The sequence below is a fragment of the Pseudomonas sp. S5D5 genome (assembly GCF_003013355.1).
GTDB classification, from domain to species: Bacteria; Pseudomonadota; Gammaproteobacteria; order Pseudomonadales; family Pseudomonadaceae; genus Aquipseudomonas; species Aquipseudomonas aylmerensis.
Genome location: NZ_PTEO01000001.1, coordinates 2,809,621 through 2,830,252, shown reverse-complemented (window position 1 = coordinate 2,830,252; position 20,632 = coordinate 2,809,621). Strand labels below are relative to the sequence as shown.

Sequence of the window (20,632 nt, the reverse complement as noted above, 5' to 3'; positions counted from 1 at the left end):
AACACGCCCTGGCGTTGATCCATGCTGCCCCCTAGAACAAGAAAACAGGAACCCGCGTTATGAATCGAGTCATCAACGATCCGGACCAAGTGGTCGAGGACATGCTGCGCGGTATTCTGGTCGCGCACCCCGAACTGCGCCAATACGAGGCCAACCCTCGGGTGATCGTCAAGGCCAGGCCTTCGGCCCAAGGCAGCGTCGGCATTGTCACCGGCGGCGGCTCGGGGCATGAACCGGCCTTTCTCGGTTACGTCGGCCCAGGCCTGGTGGATGCGGTAGCCGTCGGCGAGATCTTCTCCTCGCCCACTGCCAAGAGTTTTTTCGACGCGTTCCGCGCCGCAGACCAGGGCGCCGGCGTAGCCTGCCTCTACGGCAACTATGCCGGCGATAACATGAACGTGAAGCTGGCGATGAAAATGGCCGCCAGCAAAGACATGCGTATCCGCACCGTGGTCGCCAACGATGACGTGGCATCTGCGCCCAAGGCCGACATTGCCAAGCGCCGTGGCGTGGCCGGGGAAATCTTCATGTGGAAGATCGGCGGCGCCGCTGCGGCCCAGCACTACGACCTGGACGGGGTGATCCGGGTCGCGCAGAAAACCGTCGACCACTGCCGCTCGATTGGTATCGGCCTCACGCCGTGCACCATTGCGGCAGTGGGCAAGCCGAACTTCCAGATCCCCGACGGCCAGATGGAACTGGGTATCGGCCATCATGGCGAACCGGGCATCGAAGTGGTTCCGATCGAACCGGCCGCAGCCATGGCCGAACGCATGCTCGCGCCGATCCTCGCCGACCGTGACTTCAGCCAGGACAACAGCGTGGTGGTGCTGGTCTCGGGCCTGGGCGCCACGCCGGTCATGGAATTGTATATTTTCTATGCCGAGGTCGAAAAACAGCTCAAGGCCAAAGGCTTGAAGATTCACCGCTGCTATGTCGGCAACTACTTCACGTCCCTTGAGATGATGGGCGTGACCCTGACCTTGCTCGGCCTCGACGCCGAGTTGAAAACCCTGATCGACCAACCCTGCCGCTCCATCGGCATGACCCAGGCGGAGTGAACCATGAGCCAGCATTTTTCCACCCGTGACGGCAGCGCCATCGTCGCCGACCTGGTCAGCGTGATCGTGGCCAACCGCGAATACCTCAGCGAAGTCGACGGTGCCATTGGCGATGGCGACCATGGCATCAACATGGCCAAGGGTTTCGCCCATTGCGGGCGCACCATCGAAGGCCGCCAACTGACCCTGGCCGAAGCACTCGACGAACTGACCCTCAGCCTGATGGAAGGCATCGGCGGCTCCATGGGCCCACTGTATGGCAGTCTGTTCATTGGCATGGCCGATGAAGTGCGCAACAGCGACGACATCGACGCCGCAACCTTTGCCCATTTGCTGCGCGGCGGCTTGACCTCGTTGCAGGACATTACCGAGGCGGGTGTGGGCGACAAGTGCCTGATGGACACCTTGATCCCGGCCGTCGAAGCCTTCGAGCGGGCGCATGCCTCCGGGGCCGCCTTCAGCGACGCACTGGACGCGATGAAAGCCGCCGCATCACAGGGCCGCGATTCGACCAAGGACCTGGTGGCGAAGATCGGCCGCGCCAGTCGCCTGGGCGAACGCTCCCTCGGCGTGCTGGATGCCGGGGCCGTGTCGTGCTGGCTGATCCTTACGCGCCTGGCCGATTCGGTACAGCCGCGACTGTCTGCTTGACCTGCTGGATGTACCGCGCCACCGCCGGCGCTTTTTCGAAGCGCCGGTGAATCAGCGACAGCCACGACGACGCGTCACTGCCCTGGATGCTGCGGTACACCACGCCTGGCAAACTCACATGCCCGACCATTGACGCCGGCACCACCGCCACGCCCTGCCCGAGTGACACCAGCGCCACCACCGCCACCAATCCGCCGGGCTGCGGTCCGAGCCGCGGTGCATAGCCGCCTTGCGCCGCCACTTGCAAGGTACCGCTGATTTGCTCCGGCAAGATGAACGTCTCGTTTTGCAGGTGCTCGCAACCGATGGCCTTCAGCCCCAGCAGCCAGGAGTCCTGCGGCAGCGCCAATACAAACCCTTCACTGTCCAGGCGTACCGCCTCGACACCCTCCGGCAGGGTCATGGGCGAGCGGATATAGCCGATATCGACACGCCCGTCCGCTACCGCGCCAGGCAACGTCGCCATCGCACATTCGCGCACGTTCACGCTGACATCCGGAAACGCCTGGCTGAACGCCTGGATTTGCCGCTGCAACAGGCCCGAATACACCGCCGACGCCACATAGCCCAATTCGATATGACCGATCTCGCCACGGCCGGCGCGCTGGGCATTGCGCTGGGCGAACTCGAACTGGCGCACCGTCGCCTCGGCCTCGATCAACAGTGCCGCACCCGCCTCGGTGAGGCTGACTTCGCGTTGCTGGCGGACAAACAGGCGCGTGCCCAGGGTCGCCTCCATGTCCTGGATTTGCCGACTCAGGGTCGGCGGTGCAATGCCCAGCTGCTCCGCCGCGCGGGTGAAGTTTCGGTGCCGGGCAACCGCCAGGAAATAGCGGAAATGACGTATTTCCATCGCAGGATTAGCTCAAAGGTAATGAAGATCACACTGGCACCTAATAAAGCCACGGTGGACCGAAGATAAGCTAGGCGCACGCTCACAGTAGAGAGACCCGCTTATGTTAGTCAAATCGCTGGTACTGGTATTGACCGGCCTGAGCCTCGCCCCCGCGGCGATGGCGAACGAACCACCCGCCAGCGTTGCCCACAAGGCAACACTGACCCTGGCCACGGCCCAGCAGATTGCCGCGCAGGCGCGTAAAGTCGCCGCGGATAACGGTTGGCCCTGCGCGCTGGCAATTGTCGATGACGGCGGCTGGCCGATTCTCACCACGCGCATGGACGGTGCGCCGGTAGTCGCCGGGATCGAGCTGGCCCAAGGCAAGGCGCGCACCTCGGCGCTGTTCAAACGGCCTTCGGCCGACCTCGAAAATGCCATCAACGGTGGGCGCCCGGCGGCTGTCACAGCCGGCCTGCTGATGATGAAGGGCGCGCTGCCGATCATCCTCGAAGGCCAGGTCGTGGGCGCCCTCGGCATCAGCGCCGACACCCCGGCCCACGATGAACAGATCGCCCAGGCGGCGTTGGCGGCGGTGCAGCCATGAGCAGCGCCAGCCCACGGTTTACCTTGCTGACCGCCTCCGGGGTCTGTTCGCTGATTGTGCTCGACACCAACATCGTCGCCGTGACCCTGCCGAGCATCGCCCGCGACCTGGGGGCGAACTTTGCCGATATCGAATGGGTGGTCAGTGCGTACATGCTCGCGTTCGCCGCCCTGCTGTTGCCAGCCGGCAGCATCGCCGACCGCTTTGGTCGCAAGAAGACCCTGGTCTGGGGCCTGGGGATTTTCATCCTGGCCTCTCTCGGCTGCGGCGCGGCGCCCACTGCGCTGTGGCTGGATATCGCGCGGGCCGTCAAAGGTGTCGGCGCAGCCCTGCTCTTGACCTCGGCGCTGGCCTCCATCGGCCACACCTTCCACGACGAGGTCGAGCGCGCCAAGGCCTGGGCCTTCTGGGGCGCCTGCATGGGCGTGGCGATGACCGCCGCGCCGACGCTGGGCGGCCTGATCACCGAATACCTGGGCTGGCGCTGGATCTTCTACCTCAACCTGCCCGTGGGCCTGGTGTTGATGGGCCTGGTGCTGCGCGCCATTCCAGAGTCCCGAGACACCCAGTCTGCACGCCTCGACCCGTGGGGCAGCCTGACCTTCAGCGCAAGCTTGCTGTGTTTGATCTGGGGCCTGATCGAGGCCAACCGCATCGGCTGGGACAACCCGCTGACCTATGCGCGGCTACTGGGCGGCGCAGCCTTGCTGGCTGCGTTTGTCCTCGCCGAACGCCTGCAACAACGGCCGATGGTCGACCTGCAACTGTTCCGGCATCCACGCTTCATCGGCGCGCTGCTGGGGATGTTTGCCTACGCCGGCTGCGCCCAGGTGATGATGACGCTGCTGCCGTTCTACCTGCAGAACGGCCTGGGCTTTTCCGCGATTGCTTCAGGGCTGGGCATGCTGCCCTTCGCCCTGACGATGTTGATCTGTCCAAGGATTGGCGCACGCCTGGCCAGCCGTTTTACCCCGTCGACAATGATGGCGACGGGACTCGCATTGGTCGGCAGCGGCAATTTGCTGAGCGCCTGGGCGGTGAACATCGGTGGTTACCTGCCCTTCGCCCTGGCCATTGCAGTCACGGGCGCCGGAGCGGGCCTGCTGAATGGCGACACGCAAAAAAACATCATGGCCTGCGTGCCACGAGACCGTGCCGGCATGGCCTCGGGCATGAGCACTACCATGCGGTTCAGCGCGATCATGCTGGCGATTGGCGTGTACGGGGCATTGCTGAGCAGCCACAGCGAGCAACTGCTGCGTGCGAGTCTCGACAGCCAGTGGCAGGCGCAGCTAGCGGGAATTGCCTCGCGGGTGGTGGCCGGGGACATGCCGGCGGCGATGGGCTTGTTGCCGGAGACGGCACGGGCGGTGGCACAACCACTGGCGCGGCAGGCGTTTGTCGGCGGGTTCGGCGCTGTGCTGTGGGTGGCAGGGTTGTTGGGCCTGCTGGGCGCGTTGGTGGTGGGGATGCTGATGCGAAAGCCGATTCCTGCGGTGCAACAGGCCTGCGTGCTAACGCAGAACTGAATGTGGGAGCGGGCTTGCCCGCGATGGCGCCAGTCCAGTCGGTAGAGGTATCGACTGGTACATCGCTATCGCGGGCAAGCCCGCTCCCACAGGGGCATCACGCAAATTACGGCGTTACCAGAAGCGCTGCTGGGTCAACCGGCTCCACCAGGTCAGCAGCACACGGTCCACCGAGCCGCTGGCCGCCAGGCCCACTCGCTCCTGCAGGCTCTTGCGCTCGGCGTAGTGCAGGTGGAATACCTCGGCGGTCTTGGCCTTGGTAGCCAGGTATTCGTCGCTGGTCTGCAGCTCGTCGACCAGTTGCTTGTCCAACGCTGCAACACCCAGCCACACTTCTCCGGTCGCCACATCATCAATCGCCAATTGCGGGCGATAGCGCGAGACGAAGTTCTTGAACAGTTGATGGGTGATGTCCAGGTCTTCCTGGAACTTCTCGCGGCCCTTCTCGGTGTTTTCGCCAAACACCGTGAGGGTGCGCTTGTACTCACCAGCGGTCAGCACTTCAAAGTCGATGTCGTGTTTCTTCAGCAGGCGATTGACGTTGGGCAACTGCGCCACCACGCCGATGGAGCCGAGGATCGCGAACGGGGCGCTGATGATCTTCTCGCCGATGCACGCCATCATGTAGCCGCCGCTGGCCGCGACCTTGTCGATACATACGGTCAATGGCACGCCCGCCTGACGGATACGCGCCAGCTGCGACGACGCCAGGCCATAGCTGTGGACCATGCCGCCGCCGCTTTCCAGGCGCAGCACCACTTCGTCCTTCGGGGTGGCCAGGCTCAGCAAGGCAGTGATTTCGTGGCGCAGGCTCTCGGTGGCCGAGGCCTTGATGTCGCCGTCGAAATCCAGCACGAACACCCGTGGCTTGGCCTCGGGTTTCTTCTTGCCTTTCTTCTTTTCGGTCTTGCTCTCGGACTTGCGCAGGGCCTTGAGCTGGTCCTTGTCGAGCAGGCTCGACTCCAGGCGCTCGCGCAGGCCCTTGTAGAAATCATTCAGTTTGCTGACCTGCAGCTGTCCGGCGGATTTGCGACGGCCTTTGCTGCGCAGCGCCGCGAAGCTGATCAGTACCACCAGAATAGCGACCACCAGGGTGACGGTCTTCGCCAGGAAACTCGCGTATTCGGCCAAAAAATCCATGTGACTCCTTACAAGTGCAGTGCGCCAGGCGCGGATTGCCCCAGCATACCGGCGGCACCGCGTTCGGGCCAGTGATCAAACCGCCAGTAAGCGGCCTCTAACGAGCTTTTAAAACAAGCGTATGTTTTTTCATTGACAGCTCCCTGGCATCCTCATAACCTCGCCAGACTTTCAACGTACCGGGAAAACGGACGTGGGCAGCATCTATCTGATTCGACATGGCCAGGCCTCCTTCGGTGCAGACGACTATGACGTCCTGTCGCCCGTCGGCGTGGAACAAGCGCAAGTGCTCGGGCGCCACCTGGCGGACCTGGGCCTGGTGTTCGACCGCTGCGTGGCCGGCGACCTGCGCCGCCAGCAGCACACCGCCACGGCCGCCTTCGATCAGTACAGCGCCCTCGGCCTGCCGGTACCGGCCCTGGAAATCGACAGCGCCTTCAACGAATTCGACGCCGACGCGATTATCCGCGCCCTGCTTCCAGCCCTGCTGACCACCGAACCCGAAGCCCTGGAGATCCTGCGCAACGCCGCGCAGAACCGCAGCGAATTCCAGCGCATCTTCGCCCTGATCATCGAGCGCTGGCTGGCCGGCACCTATGATCCGCCGGGCCTGGAAAGCTGGCTGGGCTTCGTCGAACGGGTCCAGGGTGGCCTGCAACGCATTCTGGAAGCCGCGGACAACGCACAGAAGATTGCAGTGTTCACCTCCGGCGGCACCATCACCGCCCTGCTCCACCTGATAACCCGAATGCCGGCGGCCCAGGCCTTCGAACTGAACTGGCAAATTGTTAACACCTCGCTCAACCAGCTGAAATTCCGTGGTCGCGAGGTGGCACTGGCTTCCTTCAACAGTCATACCCACTTGCAACTGTTGAAGGCGCCGCAGCTCATCACGTTCCGATGAACTGCGGCCAACCGTGACCCCAAGGTCACTGGACTCTACCCTAAAGGATCGAAACCATGACTGACGTAGCCAAAGCTGTAGAAGCAATGAAAGCCAAATTCAACCCAGCCGCTGCTGACGGCCTGGACCTGGTGTTCGGTTTCCGTATCGACGACACCCAGAACTTCTCGCTGGTGGTCAAGAACAACACCTGCGAACTGCTAGAAGGCGAAAACCCTGACGCCCAAGTGACCCTGGTCACCGACGGCGAAACCATGGAAGGCATCGTCAGCGGCGACACCGACGGCATGCAGGCCTTCATGAGCGGCAAGCTGCGCACCGAAGGCGACATGATGCTGGCCATGAAACTGAGCGAGCTGTTCCCGGCCTGATAAGCCCGCGCTCAAAAAAATCCCGCCTTTCGGCGGGATTTTTCGTTCAGCCAGCCTCCCGGTCAGCGGGTGTTGGCGTCATCCATTTCTTCGAACGTGTCCATGTACGCAGGGTCATTACCATCGTTTTCACGAATCACACGCCCGTCATACTCGGCGGTGATTTCACCGGTATTGACGTCAAGCCCAACCACGATCACCAGCTTGTATTTGCCCACTTGCAAGTACATGTCATAGAGGTCCCGGGGTTCATCGGGCAGCATAAAAAAGCTGTAGCTGTAACGTACGCGCTTGGTTAACACGGGCCACTGTGCTTCAAACGCGCGGGGATCGAAGGATGGGAGCACATCGCCGATTCCACGCAGCGCGGCCTCGACCAGTTGGTCATTGTCCTTGGCTTTGAAGACCACCGGATGAGTGCGAGTCATCGTCCGCATCGGGTTGGGAACAATATCCGTTTCAAGGCGGTACATACCGCTGCTGAACCATTTTGTCGCATCGAAGGTGTCGTCACCTTTCTCGCAATCGCGGCAATGCATCATCAGCGGCGCCGCAGCGCTTTCCCGGGGATACAGTGAAGTGATCAACACTGCGCAGGTGATCAGCAGTGCCCCTAATAGGCCTGCACTGCCAACCCGCGCGATAACATTCGCCATCGTCTACATCCTTGTCTGAAGGGGTGGCGAATTTACCTGATTCAGACCTTTCGGTGGCGGGATTTTTTTGCCTGCCATTTCGCAAGCCATGGAGTTTCAATGTGGGAGCTGGCTGGCCTGCGATAGCGGTGGAGCCGACAACCTTGATGCAGGCAGTGCCGACGCCATCGCAGGCAAGCCAGCTCCCACAGAAAAGCAGATCCGTGGCGCAACCTAGATTTTCGGCTGCAGCAACAACGCCACCAACGCACTCCACCCCGTCTGGTGCGACGCCCCCAACCCACGCCCGGTTTCGCCATGGAAATACTCATGGAACAACACCAGGTCGCGACTGGCCGGGTCTGCTTCCAATTGCGCATAGCCCGCCATCGACGGGCGCAGGCCATCTTCATCGCGCAAAAACAATCGCGTGAGACGTTGGCTGAGGCTGTCGGCGACTTCTTCAAGAGACGCCAGATAACCGCTGCCCGTCGGGTACTCCACCGAGAAGTTATCCGCGTAGTAGCGGTGAAACTCGCGCAGCGATTCGATCAGCATGTAGTTCACCGGCATCCACAGCGGCCCGCGCCAGTTGGAATTGCCGCCGTACAGGCGCGAATCGGATTCGCCAGGCTGGTAGCGCGCGCACAAAGTGTCGCCATTCATCTTCAGCCCCAGCGGCTGCTCGGCGAAGGCCTTGGACAAGGAGCGCACACCAAACGCCGAGAGAAACTCGTTGTCATCGAGCATGCGCCGCAGCAAGTCCTTGGTGCGCTCGCCCCGCAACAAGGCCAGCAACAGGCGATTGCCCTGCCCCGGTTCGTTCCAGCGCGACACCAGCTTGGCCAGGTCCGGCCGATGGTGCATGAAGCCCAGCAGGCGCTCGCGCAGACCTTCAAGGCCCTCATGCTCGCGCTGCTCCAGCACCAGCACCGCGAACAACGGCATCAGGCCGACAATCGAACGCAGGCGCACCGGCTCGCTCTGGCCATCGGGACGGTGCAGCACGTCGTAGAAAAACCGGTCCTGCTCGTCCCACAACCCTTCGGCGCTGTCATCGACCCGGTTGATCGCGCCGGCGATATAGAGGAAATGCTCGAAGAACTTCACCGCGATATCGACATAGACGACGTTGCGCTTGGCCAGCTCCAGCCCGATGCGCATCAGGTCCAGTGCATACGCCGCGACCCACGCCGTGCCGTCGGCCTGGTCCAGTTGATAGCCCGGCGGCAACGCGGCCGAGCGGTCGAACAAGGCGATATTGTCCAGGCCGAGGAAACCGCCCTGGAACAGGTTGCGCCCCTCGGCGTCCTTGCGGTTGACCCACCAGGAAAAATTCAGCAGCAGCTTGTGGAAAATTCGCTCGAGGAAATCCATATCGCCGACGCCGGTCAGCGCCTTGTCCTGCTGATACACACGCCAACTGGCCCAGGCATGCACCGGCGGGTTGGCATCATCGAACCGCCACTCATAGGCCGGCAGCTGGCCGTTGGGGTGCATGAACCGGTCTTTGACCAGCAGCAGCAATTGTTGCTTGGCATACCCGGGGTCAATCAGCGCAAAGGCCACGGCCTGGAAGCCCTGGTCCCAGGAGGCGTACCACGGGTACTCCCAGGTGTCGGGCATGGAGAGGATGTCGAAGTTGGACAGGTGCCGCCAATGGGTATTGCGAAAATGCAGGCGTTCGGGCGGCGGCGCAGGCTGGGCCGGGTCTCCGTCGAGCCACTGGTTCACATCAAAGTAGTACAGCTGCTTGGACCACAGTAATCCGGCCAACGCCTGGCGCTGCACATTGCGCGCGTCGTCATCGGCGATGCCGTGCTGCAAGGCGGCGTAGAACTCATCCGCCTCCTGGCGGCGCAAGTCGAACAGCCTGCGCGCATTGACCTCGGGCGCGTCCGTCGGGGCAAAACGCAGGTACAGGGTTTTATGCTCAAGGCCTGCAAGTTCAAGGCTAAACCGCGCGGCGACCTTGGTGCCGGCGTCGCGGCGAATCGCCGTGGCAACGCCGTCCACCACGTAATCGTTGATGCCATCCTTGAACGGCCCCGGCGTCGGTTGTCCGTCGAGCTTGGGAAAGTTGGTCTGGTTTTCGCAGAACAGCCATTCCACCCCCTCCTGGCCCCAGGCGCTGAGATGGCGATCGTCGAGTTCGTGATGCCGGGCCAGCACCCGATCAGTGTCCAGCGTCAACGCTGGCTTGGGCGCGTCGAAGGTCCAGCTCCAGTCATTGCGCGCCCACAGTTGCGGCAATACCTGCAAGCGGGTTGGTTGTTCGGAGCGGTTGTGGACGGTGACGCGCATGAAAATGTCGTCGGGCGCGTGCTTGGCGTATTCGACGCTGATATCGCAGTAACGGTTGTCTTCAAACACGCCGGTATCGAGGATTTCATACTCGGCATCGTCCAACCCGCGGCGCCCGTTCTCGGCGGTCAGGTCAGCGTAGGGAAAGGCCGCGTGCGGGTATTTGTAGAGCATGCGCATGTAGGCATGGCTCGGTACGCCATCGACGAAAAAGTACAGTTCCTTGACGTCTTCACCGTGGTTGCCCTCGGCGTTATTCAGGCCGAACAGGCGTTCCTTGAGGATCGTGTCGCGCTCGTTCCACAAGGCCAGGCCCAGGCACCAGCGTTGCGCCTTGTCACTGAAGCCGGCAAGCCCATCTTCGCCCCAGCGGTAGGCGCGGCTGCGTGCACGTTCATGGGGGAAGTAGGTCCAGGCATCGCCATCGGCGCTGTAGTCTTCGCGCACCGTGCCCCATTGGCGTTCGCTCAGATAGGGGCCCCACTCGCGCCAACGTTCGGCATCCGGCGTTGCCAGGCGTTGGCCTTCAATCGTGTCCAGTATTCGGGTGTTGGGTGTGGCCGTCATTGGGTCCTCCATCGCCTACCAGGTGAGGAGCAGTGTAGAACCCAATGACGCCCGGGTGCACATGAAGACTTAGAAGATCGCGTACGTGTAGTTGAAGATCAGGCGTGTCTGGTCCTGGTCGGGGGTGCCGGTGTTTTTGCCGTGGTAGGTACCGGTACGGAAGGTGGTACCGAAGCCTTTCAGAGGACCGGCCTGCACAACGTAGTCCAGGCGGAAGTCGGTTTCGTTTTCTTTCTGGTCCGGACCACCGGCCACCTTCGACTTGATGTCCGAGCCGTCCAGGTACGCCACGGACGCCTTCAGGCCCGGTACGTAAGCCTTGAAGTCATACGAGTACTGACCGAAGTTGACCTGCTCGCCGGCACGGGAGAACTGGCCGACCACGGCGTCGGTGAACAGGTAGAAGTCGCTGCCGCCGGCGCCTTGCGCGTGCGGGTCGGCGATGCTGCCCTGGTTGACCCAGACAAAACCGCCATCGTCACCCACACCAATGTGGCCCAGCATCAGGCTGCTGCCGCCCAACTGGTAGGTGAAGGCGGCACTGTAGGTTTTGTTGTCCACTTCGTTGGCGTGCTTGGCGTAACCGCCGTTGTTGTTGAACTGGTAGCCGCTCTCGCCGTTCTTGCCGTCGCTGGTGCTGTCGAAGTAGCGCAGGTCGGTCTTGAACGACTGGTCATTGCCCAGCGGCAGCACGTGGACCAGGCCGAAGTAGTTCTGTTTGTAGAAGTCTTGCAGTTGGGCGTAGTAGTACTGCAACGTCAGGTTTTTCGCGACGACGTTGTCGGAAGAACCAAACGGCTTGTAGTCCAACCCACCGAACTTGAAGCTGTCGCTGTCGCGCTGGCCACCGGCAACGCTCAAGCCTGTGGAGTTGCTGGAGGCACGGCCTTCGGCGCGGTTCAATTCACCACCGGTGAACGTCACGTTGGGAATGTCGCTGGAGGTGAGGATGCCGCCGTCAAAGGTCTGCGGTGCGACGCGGCTGTCGTTGGAGACCAGGATCGGCAACACCGGCGCCAAGCCACCCCCGACGTGCAACTCGGTCTGGGAAATGCGGAACTTCACGTTACCCGCCGCACGACCAAAGGAATCGGCCGGCTCGGTGCCGTTGTTCTTGGTCGGGAAGAAACTGTTGCCGTTACCCGACAGGCCAGGGCCCGCGGTGTGGCCATCGCCGCCGTCCAGGCGCAGCGCGCCAAAGGCCATGACGTCGAAACCGACACCCAGGGTGCCTTGGGTGTAGCCGGATTTATAGTCAAAGCGCAGCAATGTCGCGGCTTCGCGCAGATCGTTGTTGGTCCCCGAGCGGTTATCCGCGCTGTAGTACATGGTCCGCGAACTGATGGCGGCGTGGCTGTCTTCGAGAAAGCCGCTGTGACCGTTGCCCGTGCCCAGCGAACCGAGCCCGAAATCATCAGCCAATGCGTGTTGTGCAAGAACGGCGGCGGTGATGGATAACGCCAGTGTAGAAATTTTCATTAACGACGGCCCCTAAACATATTTTTATGTGTGCGATGTGCGAAACGACGTTTTCATCCTTGCAAACGTGACGATTCTTTCATGGCGGATGGGGCTGACTCCGTGAAGAATTAGTTAGGAAAGGCTCGGGAAAATGAAATTTCCAGCCGGCCGTTTTTTGTCATATTCGCGTCATCTCATTCATTTGCAGAATGAAGTCCAGAGGAATCTTCGTTTGCAACCTCACCTGCAGCTCAACAAAATCCAGCGAACGGTCACCTTCATCGGCAAAGCCATCAGGAATTTTTCTATGCACACCAGCGCACATATCAGCCCCGACGAGATCCGCAAGGGCTTTTCCAAGGCCATGTCCGATATGTACCGAGATGAAGTTCCGCTGTATGGGGCGCTGATGGAGCTGGTGGCCGAGACCAATACCCGCGTATTCGAGCGCGAACCGGCCCTGGCGCAACAGCTGCAGCGCACCGGCGAAATCCAGCGCCTGGACCAGGAGCGTCACGGCGCCATCCGCCTGGGCACTGCTGCGGAGCTGGCGACCATCAGCCGCCTGTTTGCGGTGATGGGCATGCAACCGGTGGGCTACTACGACCTGACGCCCGCCGGCGTGCCGGTGCATTCCACGGCGTTTCGCGCGGTACATGAAAGCGCGCTGCAAACCAGCCCGTTTCGCGTGTTCACCTCGCTGCTGCGCCTGGAGCTGATCGAAAGTCCTGAGCTGCGCGCCTTCGCCGAAGCGGCCCTGGCCAAGCGGGCGATCTTTACCCCCGGCGCCCTCGCGCTGATCGAACAAGCGGAGCAGGACGGCGGCCTCGACGCCAACGATGCGGAGGCCTTCATCCGCCAGGCCCTGGAGACCTTTCGCTGGCACCACACCGCCACCGTCACCGCCGCGCAGTACCAGCAACTCAGCGACCAGCACCGCCTGATCGCCGACGTAGTGGCCTTCAAGGGCCCGCACATCAACCACCTGACCCCGCGCACGCTGGACATCGACCAGGTGCAGGCCGCCATGCCCGGCAAGGGCATCACGCCCAAGGCCGTGATCGAAGGCCCACCCCGCCGTCGTTGCCCGATCCTACTGCGCCAGACCAGCTTCAAGGCCCTCGACGAACCCATCGCCTTCACCGACGCCCAAGGCAGCCACAGCGCGCGCTTCGGTGAAATCGAACAACGCGGCGTCGCCCTCACTCCCAAGGGGCGTGCGCTGTACGACCAACTGCTGAACGCCGCCCGCGACGCACTCGGCGCTTTCCCCAATGAGGGCAACGCCGCACGCTATATGCAATTGATGGAGCAACACTTCCAGGCCTTCCCGGATGACCATGCGCAGATGCGCGAACACGACCTGGCGTACTTCCGCTACTTAGCCACGGACAAAGGCCTGGCGGCACGCGGCCAAGCCGATCAGCCGCGTACGCTGTCAGCGCTGATCGCGGCCGGTCATGTGGACGTGGAACCGTTGGTGTATGAGGATTTCCTGCCAGTGAGTGCGGCGGGGATATTTCAGTCAAACCTGGGGGACGCGGCGCAGAGTCACTACGCAGCCAATTCGAACAAGGCCGAGTTCGAGAAGGCGCTGGGGCGCCAGACAATCGATGAATTGCAGCTGTACGGCGAGACGCAGCAGCGCTCTATCGATGAGTGCACCCGCGCGCTGCTGGGGTAAAAAGACCGAGTGCCCACCCGGCTCACCAGCGCCGTCCTGGCGCCGCAACAGTCCCCAGAGCCGGGTGGGCGGTCGGCATCATAAGCAGCGAAGTGGAAGATGTCCCTCAGACAATTCTGAACAAAAATTACCGTTTCGTTGCAAGCGCACGGCTTATCCCAGCCGCCCCACGATCTCATCTTTGACCAACAAGCGTTTCTTCTTCAGCTTCTCCACGTCCTCATCGCTGGCACTGGCAGACTCCGCCTTCAGCACCGCGGCGTCGGCTGCGTCGTATTGACTGAACAGCGAGTCCAGGCGTTTGTCGCTGGCCCTGCGTTCGTGAACGACTTCCTTGGTAAAACCCAAGTCCTGGTATAGGTCGTGTTTCACTGGCATGGCGTACCTCCGCAAGTTGATCAATGGCTACAGCCTTGAAGCTAGCCCATTCCAAGGGGTCTTGTCATGTCCGGGGTCAAACCATCCCCGTTCGTCGCAACGCCGGCGATGCGATCAAACCTTTGCCGTGCCCTGCCCTCCACTGTAGATCGCACCCTGAGGGAGACCGGTTTCATGACTCACGCTGCCACTGCTGTCGACACCCAATGCATCAATACTATTCGCACCCTGGCCATGGACGCTGTGCAGAAGGCCAATTCCGGCCATCCGGGGACGCCCATGGGCCTGGCGCCGGTGGGCTATACGTTGTGGAGCCGCTTCCTGCGCTACCACCCGGACCATCCCGACTGGCCCAACCGTGACCGCTTCGTGCTGTCGGTAGGGCATGCGTCGATGCTGCTGTACTCGCTGTTGCACCTGGCCGGCGTGGTCGAGATCGATGCGCATGGCAAGCGCTCGGAGCAACCGGCGATCAGCCTGGACGACATCAAGCAGTTCCGGCAAATGAGTTCCAAGACCCCGGGCCATCCCGAATACCGCATGACCACCGGCGTGGAAACCACCACCGGCCCCCTCGGCCAGGGCTGCGCCAACAGTGTCGGCATGGCCATGGCCGAACGCTGGCTGGGTCAACGCTTCAACCGCGATGGCAAGGTGCTGTTCGATTACAACGTCTACACCCTGTGCGGTGACGGCGACATGATGGAAGGCATCAGCAGCGAAGCCGCCTCGATGGCCGGGCACTTGAAGCTGGATAACCTGTGCTGGATCTACGACAACAACACCATCAGCATCGAAGGCCATACCGAACTGGCCTTCAGCGAAGACGTGATCAAGCGCTTCCAGGCCTATGGCTGGCACACCTTGCACGTGACCGACGCAAATGACTTGCAAGCCCTGAGCACCGCCCTGGAGACCTTCAAGGCCAACACCGGCGCACCGACCCTGATCGTGGTCGACAGCGTGATCGGCTACGGCTCGCCCCACAAGCACAACACTGCCGCCGCGCATGGCGAGCCGTTGGGCGACGAGGAAATCCGCCTGACCAAGGCCGCGTACGGCTGGCCGCAGGATTCCAGTTTCCTGGTGCCCGATGAAGCGCGCACAGTGCTGCGTGATGCGCTGCTGGAGCGCAGCCGGCCACTGTATGACGCCTGGAAGCAGCACCTGACGCACCTGGAGCAATATGAACCGGAGCTGGCCGATGAACTGCAGCGCATGCGCGCCGGTGAAATGCCCGAGCATTGGCAGGACGGCTTGCCCAGCTTCGACACCGACGCCAAGGGAGTGGCCAGCCGCGCCGCCGGTGGCGAAGTGCTGAACGCGTTTGCCCAGCAGATTCCGTGGTTGCTCGGCGGTTCGGCGGACTTGTCGCCCTCGACCAAGACCAACCTCACCTTCGACGGTGCCGGACGTTTCAGCACCGACGACTACAGCGGGCGCAACCTGCATTTCGGCATCCGCGAGCATGCGATGGGCGCGATTGCCAATGGCATGGCGCTGTCTTACCTGCGGCCGTACACCTCGACGTTCCTGGTGTTCAGTGACTACATGAAACCGCCGATCCGCCTGGCGGCGATCATGGAGCTTCCGGTGGTGTTCGTGTTCACCCACGACTCGATTGGCGTCGGTGAGGATGGGCCGACGCACCAGCCCATCGAGCATTTGACCCAACTGCGCGCCACACCGGGGTTGCTCACCCTGCGTCCAGGCGATGCGAATGAAACCCTCGAACTGTGGAAAGTCGCCCTGGCACAAACCCATCGTCCGAGTTGCGTGGTGTTGTCGCGCCAGCCGCTGCCGACGCTGGATCGGTCAAAGTACGCGCCTGCATCCGGAGCGGCCAAGGGCGCGTATGTGCTGGCCGGGGCTGAGCAGCCTAAAGTCCTGCTGTTGGCGACGGGTAGCGAAGTCAGCCTGGCGGTGGCAGCCTATGAGCAGCTCAAGGCTGAGGGGATCGCCGCGCAAGTGGTCTCGATGCCGAGCTGGGAACTGTTTGAAGAGCAGGACCAGGCCTACCGCGACAGTGTATTGCCGCCCGCCGTGAAAGCACGCGTGGTGGTCGAACAGGCAGGCCCGCTGGGTTGGGACCGCTATGTCGGCCAGACCGGCGCCAAGGTGGTGATGAACAGCTTCGGCGCGTCGGCGCCGTTGGCGAAGCTGCAGGAGAAGTTCGGCTTTACCGTCGAGAATGTGGTGAAGCAGGCCAAGCAACAGATCCAGCAAGCCTGACACGGAAGGCGCCCGGCTTGCCGGGCGCCTACAGGGGGTCAGAGCTCCTTGGCGAGGAAGGCGGCGGTGCGGCTTTTCTTGCTTTTCGCGACCTTCTGCGGCGTGCCGCTGGCAACCACCTTGCCGCCCAAATCCCCGGCCCCGGGCCCGATATCAATCACCCAGTCACTCTGGGCCACCACGCGCATTTCATGCTCCACCACGACCACCGTATGCCCCGCGTCCACCAGATGGTTCAACTGGCTGAGCAGGCGGTCGACATCCCGTGGGTGCAAGCCGGTTGTCGGCTCATCCAGCACATATAACGTGGCGCCGCGCGCATTGCGTTGCAGCTCGGTGGCAAGCTTGATGCGCTGCGCTTCACCCCCCGACAGCTCGGTCGCCGGCTGGCCCAGGCGCAGGTAGCCCAGGCCGATATCGCGCAGTACTTGCAATGAGCGCAGTACGCCAGGCTCCTCGGCGAACACCTCTACCGCCTGCTCTACCGTGAGCCCCAGCACCTGGGCGATGCTCAGGCCTTGCCACTCGATCGCCAGGGTCTCGGGGTTGTAGCGCGCGCCGTGGCAGGTCGGGCATGGCGCATACACGCTGGGCATGAACAGCAATTCAACGCTGACAAAACCCTCGCCTTCGCAGTTCGGGCAACGGCCCTTGGCGACATTGAAGGAGAACTGCCCGGCATCGTAATGGCGTTTCTTCGCCGCCGGGGTGGCCGCGAACAGTTTGCGCACGTGGTCGAACAATCCGGTGTAGGTCGCCAGGTTGGAACGCGGCGTGCGGCCGATAGGTTTCTGGTCGACCTGCACCAGGCGGCGAATCTGCTCCAGCCCGGCACTGATGCGCCCGCCGCTGGTTTGCGGTGCATCGTCTTCCAGGCTGGGTTCCTCGTCGGTTTCCACCCGGCTGCCGAGGCCGCCACTTACCAGCTCCAGCAACGCCTGGCTGACCAGGCTGGATTTGCCCGAGCCGGAGATGCCCGTCACCGCCGTGAAGCAGCCCAACGGAAACTCCACCGCCAGGTCCTTGAGGTTATTGCGCGTCACGCCTTCCAGCTGCAACCAGCCGCTGGGCTGACGTTGCGCTGCGCTCGACGGGCGCCGTGCGGCGAACAGGTAGTCACGGGTCTGCGAGGCCTCGACCTTGGCCAAACCCGCCGGTGGCCCGCTGTACAGTACGTGTCCGCCATGCTCGCCGGCCGCCGGGCCGACGTCGATGAGCCAGTCGGCGCGGCGCATGGTTTCCAGGTCGTGTTCCACCACAAACAGCGAATTGCCCGCCGCCTTCAAGCGATCCAGCGCAGTGAACAGTGCTTCGCTATCCGCCGGGTGCAAGCCCGCCGAGGGCTCGTCCAGCACATAGATCACACCGAACAACTGCGAGCCCAGTTGCGTGGCCAGGCGCAGGCGCTGCAACTCGCCGGACGACAACGTCGGCGTGCTGCGCTCCAGGGACAGGTAACCCAGCCCCAAGTCGGTCAACGTGCTCACGCGTTCGAGCAAATCCTGGGCAATGCGCTGGGCGGCCAGGCGCTTTTCCACCGACAGCTTCATCGTGTCCTGCCCCGCCGCTACCGGGCGCAGCACTTCGGCCAGTTGGGTCAGCGAACGTTGCGACAATTCACCGATATCCAGCCCGGCAAACTTCACCGACAGCGCGGCCTTGGTCAGGCGCTTGCCCTCGCACAGCGGGCAGGCGCTGCCCTGCATGAATTGCGACACGCGTTTTTTCATCAGCGCGCTTTGGGTGTGGGTGAAAGTGTGCAGGATATAGCGCCGCGCGCCACTGAACGTGCCCTGGTAACTCGGCTCCAGTTTGCGTTTCAACGCCTCGCGGGTCTGCTGTGGGGTGAAGCCGGCGTACACCGGCACGGTCGGGGTTTCTTCGGTAAAGAGGATCCAGTCGCGCTGCTTTTTCGGCAGGTCGCGCCATGGAATGTCGACGTCATAGCCGAGGGTCACCAGGATGTCGCGCAGGTTCTGGCCCTGCCACGCCAGCGGCCAGGACGCCACGGCGCGCTGGCGGATGGTCAACGAAGGGTCCGGCACCATCAGTGCCTCGGTTACCTCGTACACCCGGCCCAGGCCATGGCATTGCGGGCACGCGCCCTGCGGCAGATTGGGTGAGAAATCCTCGGCATACAGCATCGCCTGGCCCGCCGGATAGCTGCCGGCGCGCGAGTACAGCATGCGGATCAGGCTCGACAAAGTCGTGACGCTGCCCACCGAGGACCGCGCGCTCGGCGTGCCGCGCTGCTGTTGCAGGGCCACGGCCGGAGGCAGGCCTTCGATGGAGTCCACATCCGGCACGCCGACCTGATCGATCAGGCGCCGCGCATACGGCGCCACCGATTCGAAATAACGCCGCTGGGCCTCGGCATACACCGTGGAAAACGCCAGCGACGACTTGCCCGAGCCGGACACGCCGGTGAACACCACCAAGGCATCGCGCGGGATGTCCACATCGACGTTCTGCAGGTTGTGTTCGCGGGCGCCGCGCACCCGGACGAAGCCTGGTCGCTGGGCAGTGAGGGCGGGGATGTCGCGCTGTGAAGTCATGGTCAACCTTATCGAGCGGTGAGCACGCTGCGCACCCGTTGCGCCAGGGCTTCGGGGCTGTAGGGCTTGCTCAGCAGATGAATGTCGGGGCTCAGCAGGTGATTCCCGGAAAGAATGTCGCGGGTGTGGCCGGAGGTGAACAGCACCGCGATCGGTGGCTCCTGGGCGCGGGCCCAGTTGGCCAGGTCGGTGCTCTTGACCCGGCCGGGCATCACGACATCGGTGAAGATCAGCTCGGGCAACACGCCGGACTGCAGCAGGTGCATCGCCTGGTCGCCGTCTTCGGCGGTGAGCACGGTGTAGCCCGCCTGCTCGAGCAGCTCGACGACCGTCACGCGCACGTCTTCGTTGTCTTCGACCACCAGCACCGTCTCATGCCCGTTGGCCGGCAGCGCCGGTTCGGCGTGGGTGTCCTGGCTCTCTTCACCCAGGTTGCGCGGAAAATACATCTGCACCACGGTGCCCTTGCCCTCTTCGCTCCACACGTCGACATGCCCGCCGCTCTGGCGCACGAAGCCGAACACCATGCTCAAGCCAAGGCCGGTGCCGTGGCCACTGCGCTTGGTGGTAAAGAACGGTTCGAACACCCGCGCCAGGATCGCCGGCGGCATGCCCACGCCGATATCCGTGACCGCCAGGCGCACATACTCACCCGGCTTGATGCTTTTACCCACGCACTCGGCAGGGTTGAGAATGATATTTTCGCCGGTGATGCGAATCACGCCCTCGCCCTGCATGGCATCACGGGCATTGATCGCCAGGTTGAGCAGCGCGTTTTCCAACTGGTTGCGGTCGACATTGATGCACCAGGAATCCTGGGGCAATTGCACGTCGATATGGATGGTTTCGCCCAGCGCGCGCTGCAGCAGTTCGCCCAGGCCTGCGTAGATGCGCTGCGGGTTGTACACCGCCGGCGACAACGGTTGGCGCCGTGCGAAGGCGAGCAGTTGCGAGGACAGCTTGGCGCCCCGCTCCACCGCCGCAATGGCCGCCGTGACGCGGCGCTGTACCTGGGGATTGTCCGGCTCATGACGGGCCAGCAGGTGCAGGTTGCCGGCGATCACTTGCAAAAGGTTGTTGAAGTCGTGGGCGACGCCGCCGGTCAGCCCGCCGATGGCTTCGAGCTTTTGCGCTTGGCGCAGTTGCTCTTCGGCAGCGGAACGCGCCTGCACTTCGGCGGCGACGCGTTGCTCCAGGTTATGCGTGAGTTCCTGGCGCACTCGTTCGGATTTCACGTGCTCGGTGGTCTCGTTCACGATCACCAGGACCCCGGCAGGTTGCTGGTGGTCATCGGCGATGGGGCTGTAGGTCAAGTCCATCCAGACCTCTTCCGGCACGCCGTTACGCAGCAACTCCAACGGAAAATTGCGGTAGGACAAGGTGCCGCCCGCCAGGCACGTATCCAGCACATGCCGGTTGAAATCGGCGACCTCAGGCCAGCCCAGCTCCACCGCCGTGCCCAGCAGGTAGGGATGCCGGCCGCCGGCAAACACCGAATAGCTGTCGTTGTAAATCATGTAGCCCGCCGCCCCCCACAGCATCACCATCGGCATGGGCGAGGCCAGCAGCATCTGCACACTGCCGCTCAGGCTGCAGGGCCATTTTTCAATCGGCCCAAGCTCGGTCGAAGACCAGTCGAAGGCGCGGATCCGCTGGGCCATTTCACCGCCCCAACCTTCACAACCGTGGGTATTGGATAAAAACTGCATGGTGGGCTC

Annotated in this window: 16 protein-coding genes; 8 read left to right on the top strand and 8 right to left on the bottom strand. The window is 62.8% G+C overall.

What is annotated here, in order from left to right:
* Positions 1–59 precede the first annotated feature (59 nt).
* Positions 60–1,061 carry a dihydroxyacetone kinase subunit DhaK gene (locus C9990_RS13350; protein ID WP_106803572.1) on the top strand — a complete coding sequence of 334 codons (1,002 nt, stop codon included), beginning with the start codon at positions 60–62 and terminating at the stop codon, positions 1,059–1,061.
* 3 nt (positions 1,062–1,064) lie between these two features.
* Positions 1,065–1,712, top strand: a complete 648-nt coding sequence (gene dhaL / locus C9990_RS13345) for a dihydroxyacetone kinase subunit DhaL (protein ID WP_106803571.1) — start codon at positions 1,065–1,067, stop codon at positions 1,710–1,712.
* Here the strand turns inward: dhaL and C9990_RS13340 are convergent.
* Complete coding sequence (locus tag C9990_RS13340; RefSeq protein ID WP_106803570.1) at positions 1,669–2,565, bottom strand: LysR family transcriptional regulator; 897 nt, start codon at positions 2,563–2,565, stop codon at positions 1,669–1,671. The genes dhaL and C9990_RS13340 overlap by 44 nt on opposite strands.
* Positions 2,566–2,668: 103 nt before the next feature.
* Here C9990_RS13340 and C9990_RS13335 point away from each other — a divergent pair, with 103 nt between their 5' ends.
* Together C9990_RS13335 and C9990_RS13330 are read left to right on the top strand one after the other, a co-directional pair.
* Entirely contained in the window at positions 2,669–3,154 is a 486-nt protein-coding gene (locus tag C9990_RS13335) for a heme-binding protein (protein ID WP_106803569.1), read from the top strand.
* Positions 3,151–4,683 (top strand): MFS transporter, encoded by a 1,533-nt coding sequence (locus C9990_RS13330; protein ID WP_106803568.1) that lies wholly within the window; start codon positions 3,151–3,153, stop codon positions 4,681–4,683. Before C9990_RS13335 ends, C9990_RS13330 begins: the two co-directional genes overlap by 4 nt.
* 114 nt (positions 4,684–4,797) lie before the next feature.
* Here the strand turns inward: C9990_RS13330 and sohB are convergent, their stop codons facing one another.
* Positions 4,798–5,823 (bottom strand): protease SohB, encoded by a 1,026-nt coding sequence (gene sohB, locus C9990_RS13325; RefSeq protein WP_065907712.1) that lies wholly within the window; start codon positions 5,821–5,823, stop codon positions 4,798–4,800.
* Between the two features lie 193 nt (positions 5,824–6,016).
* Between sohB and C9990_RS13320 the strand changes: the two genes are divergently transcribed.
* Positions 6,017–6,727: a histidine phosphatase family protein gene (locus C9990_RS13320; protein ID WP_106803567.1), complete on the top strand. Its 711-nt coding sequence runs from the start codon at positions 6,017–6,019 to the stop codon at positions 6,725–6,727.
* 56 nt (positions 6,728–6,783) lie between these two features.
* A complete protein-coding gene (locus tag C9990_RS13315) occupies positions 6,784–7,098 on the top strand; it encodes an SCP2 sterol-binding domain-containing protein (RefSeq protein ID WP_016969749.1) in 315 nt (104 codons plus the stop codon).
* A gap of 62 nt (positions 7,099–7,160) precedes the next feature.
* Here C9990_RS13315 and C9990_RS13310 read toward each other — a convergent pair whose 3' ends face one another.
* From C9990_RS13310 to C9990_RS13300, 3 genes are all read right to left on the bottom strand, one after another.
* Positions 7,161–7,754, bottom strand: a complete 594-nt coding sequence (locus C9990_RS13310) for a hypothetical protein (RefSeq protein ID WP_106803566.1) — start codon at positions 7,752–7,754, stop codon at positions 7,161–7,163.
* Positions 7,755–7,967: 213 nt separating this feature from the next.
* Positions 7,968–10,604, bottom strand: a complete 2,637-nt coding sequence (locus C9990_RS13305; protein WP_106803565.1) for a glucosidase — start codon at positions 10,602–10,604, stop codon at positions 7,968–7,970.
* 69 nt (positions 10,605–10,673) lie between these two features.
* Entirely contained in the window at positions 10,674–12,083 is a 1,410-nt protein-coding gene (locus tag C9990_RS13300) for an OprD family outer membrane porin (RefSeq protein ID WP_106803564.1), read from the bottom strand.
* A 289-nt stretch (positions 12,084–12,372) separates the two neighbouring features.
* On the opposite strand from C9990_RS13300, the gene C9990_RS13295 reads away from it, so the two are divergent.
* Positions 12,373–13,749, top strand: coding sequence for a VOC family protein (locus C9990_RS13295; protein WP_106805648.1), 1,377 nt, complete (start codon positions 12,373–12,375; stop codon positions 13,747–13,749).
* Between the two features lie 153 nt (positions 13,750–13,902).
* Here the strand turns inward: C9990_RS13295 and C9990_RS13290 are convergent, their stop codons facing one another.
* Positions 13,903–14,127 (bottom strand): DUF465 domain-containing protein, encoded by a 225-nt coding sequence (locus tag C9990_RS13290; RefSeq protein WP_065907703.1) that lies wholly within the window; start codon positions 14,125–14,127, stop codon positions 13,903–13,905.
* A gap of 174 nt (positions 14,128–14,301) precedes the next feature.
* Between C9990_RS13290 and tkt the strand changes: the two genes are divergently transcribed.
* Positions 14,302–16,359, top strand: coding sequence for a transketolase (tkt, locus tag C9990_RS13285; RefSeq protein WP_106803563.1), 2,058 nt, complete (start codon positions 14,302–14,304; stop codon positions 16,357–16,359).
* A gap of 38 nt (positions 16,360–16,397) precedes the next feature.
* On the opposite strand, the gene uvrA is transcribed toward tkt, so the two are convergent.
* Both uvrA and C9990_RS13275 read right to left on the bottom strand, forming a co-directional pair.
* The gene (uvrA, locus tag C9990_RS13280; RefSeq protein WP_106803562.1) at positions 16,398–18,914 is read right to left on the bottom strand and encodes an excinuclease ABC subunit UvrA; all 2,517 of its coding nucleotides are present in this window, start codon (positions 18,912–18,914) and stop codon (positions 16,398–16,400) included.
* Positions 18,915–18,922: 8 nt separating this feature from the next.
* Positions 18,923–20,623 (bottom strand): ATP-binding protein, encoded by a 1,701-nt coding sequence (locus C9990_RS13275; protein ID WP_106803561.1) that lies wholly within the window; start codon positions 20,621–20,623, stop codon positions 18,923–18,925.
* Positions 20,624–20,632 lie beyond the last annotated feature (9 nt).

Excerpts from the sequence above, each read along its gene's own strand:
- C9990_RS13350 (WP_106803572.1), top strand. The coding sequence starts at position 60 with ATGAATCGAGTCATCAACGATCCGGACCAAGTGGTCGAGGACATGCTG.
- dhaL (WP_106803571.1), top strand. The coding sequence starts at position 1,065 with ATGAGCCAGCATTTTTCCACCCGTGACGGCAGCGCCATCGTCGCCGAC.
- C9990_RS13340 (WP_106803570.1), bottom strand. The coding sequence starts at position 2,565 with ATGGAAATACGTCATTTCCGCTATTTCCTGGCGGTTGCCCGGCACCGA.
- C9990_RS13335 (WP_106803569.1), top strand. The coding sequence starts at position 2,669 with ATGTTAGTCAAATCGCTGGTACTGGTATTGACCGGCCTGAGCCTCGCC.
- C9990_RS13330 (WP_106803568.1), top strand. The coding sequence starts at position 3,151 with ATGAGCAGCGCCAGCCCACGGTTTACCTTGCTGACCGCCTCCGGGGTC.
- sohB (WP_065907712.1), bottom strand. The coding sequence starts at position 5,823 with ATGGATTTTTTGGCCGAATACGCGAGTTTCCTGGCGAAGACCGTCACC.
- C9990_RS13315 (WP_016969749.1), top strand. The coding sequence starts at position 6,784 with ATGACTGACGTAGCCAAAGCTGTAGAAGCAATGAAAGCCAAATTCAAC.
- C9990_RS13310 (WP_106803566.1), bottom strand. The coding sequence starts at position 7,754 with ATGGCGAATGTTATCGCGCGGGTTGGCAGTGCAGGCCTATTAGGGGCA.
- C9990_RS13305 (WP_106803565.1), bottom strand. The coding sequence starts at position 10,604 with ATGACGGCCACACCCAACACCCGAATACTGGACACGATTGAAGGCCAA.
- C9990_RS13300 (WP_106803564.1), bottom strand. The coding sequence starts at position 12,083 with ATGAAAATTTCTACACTGGCGTTATCCATCACCGCCGCCGTTCTTGCA.
- C9990_RS13295 (WP_106805648.1), top strand. The coding sequence starts at position 12,373 with ATGCACACCAGCGCACATATCAGCCCCGACGAGATCCGCAAGGGCTTT.
- C9990_RS13290 (WP_065907703.1), bottom strand. The coding sequence starts at position 14,127 with ATGCCAGTGAAACACGACCTATACCAGGACTTGGGTTTTACCAAGGAA.
- tkt (WP_106803563.1), top strand. The coding sequence starts at position 14,302 with ATGACTCACGCTGCCACTGCTGTCGACACCCAATGCATCAATACTATT.
- uvrA (WP_106803562.1), bottom strand. The coding sequence starts at position 18,914 with ATGACTTCACAGCGCGACATCCCCGCCCTCACTGCCCAGCGACCAGGC.
- C9990_RS13275 (WP_106803561.1), bottom strand. The coding sequence starts at position 20,623 with ATGCAGTTTTTATCCAATACCCACGGTTGTGAAGGTTGGGGCGGTGAA.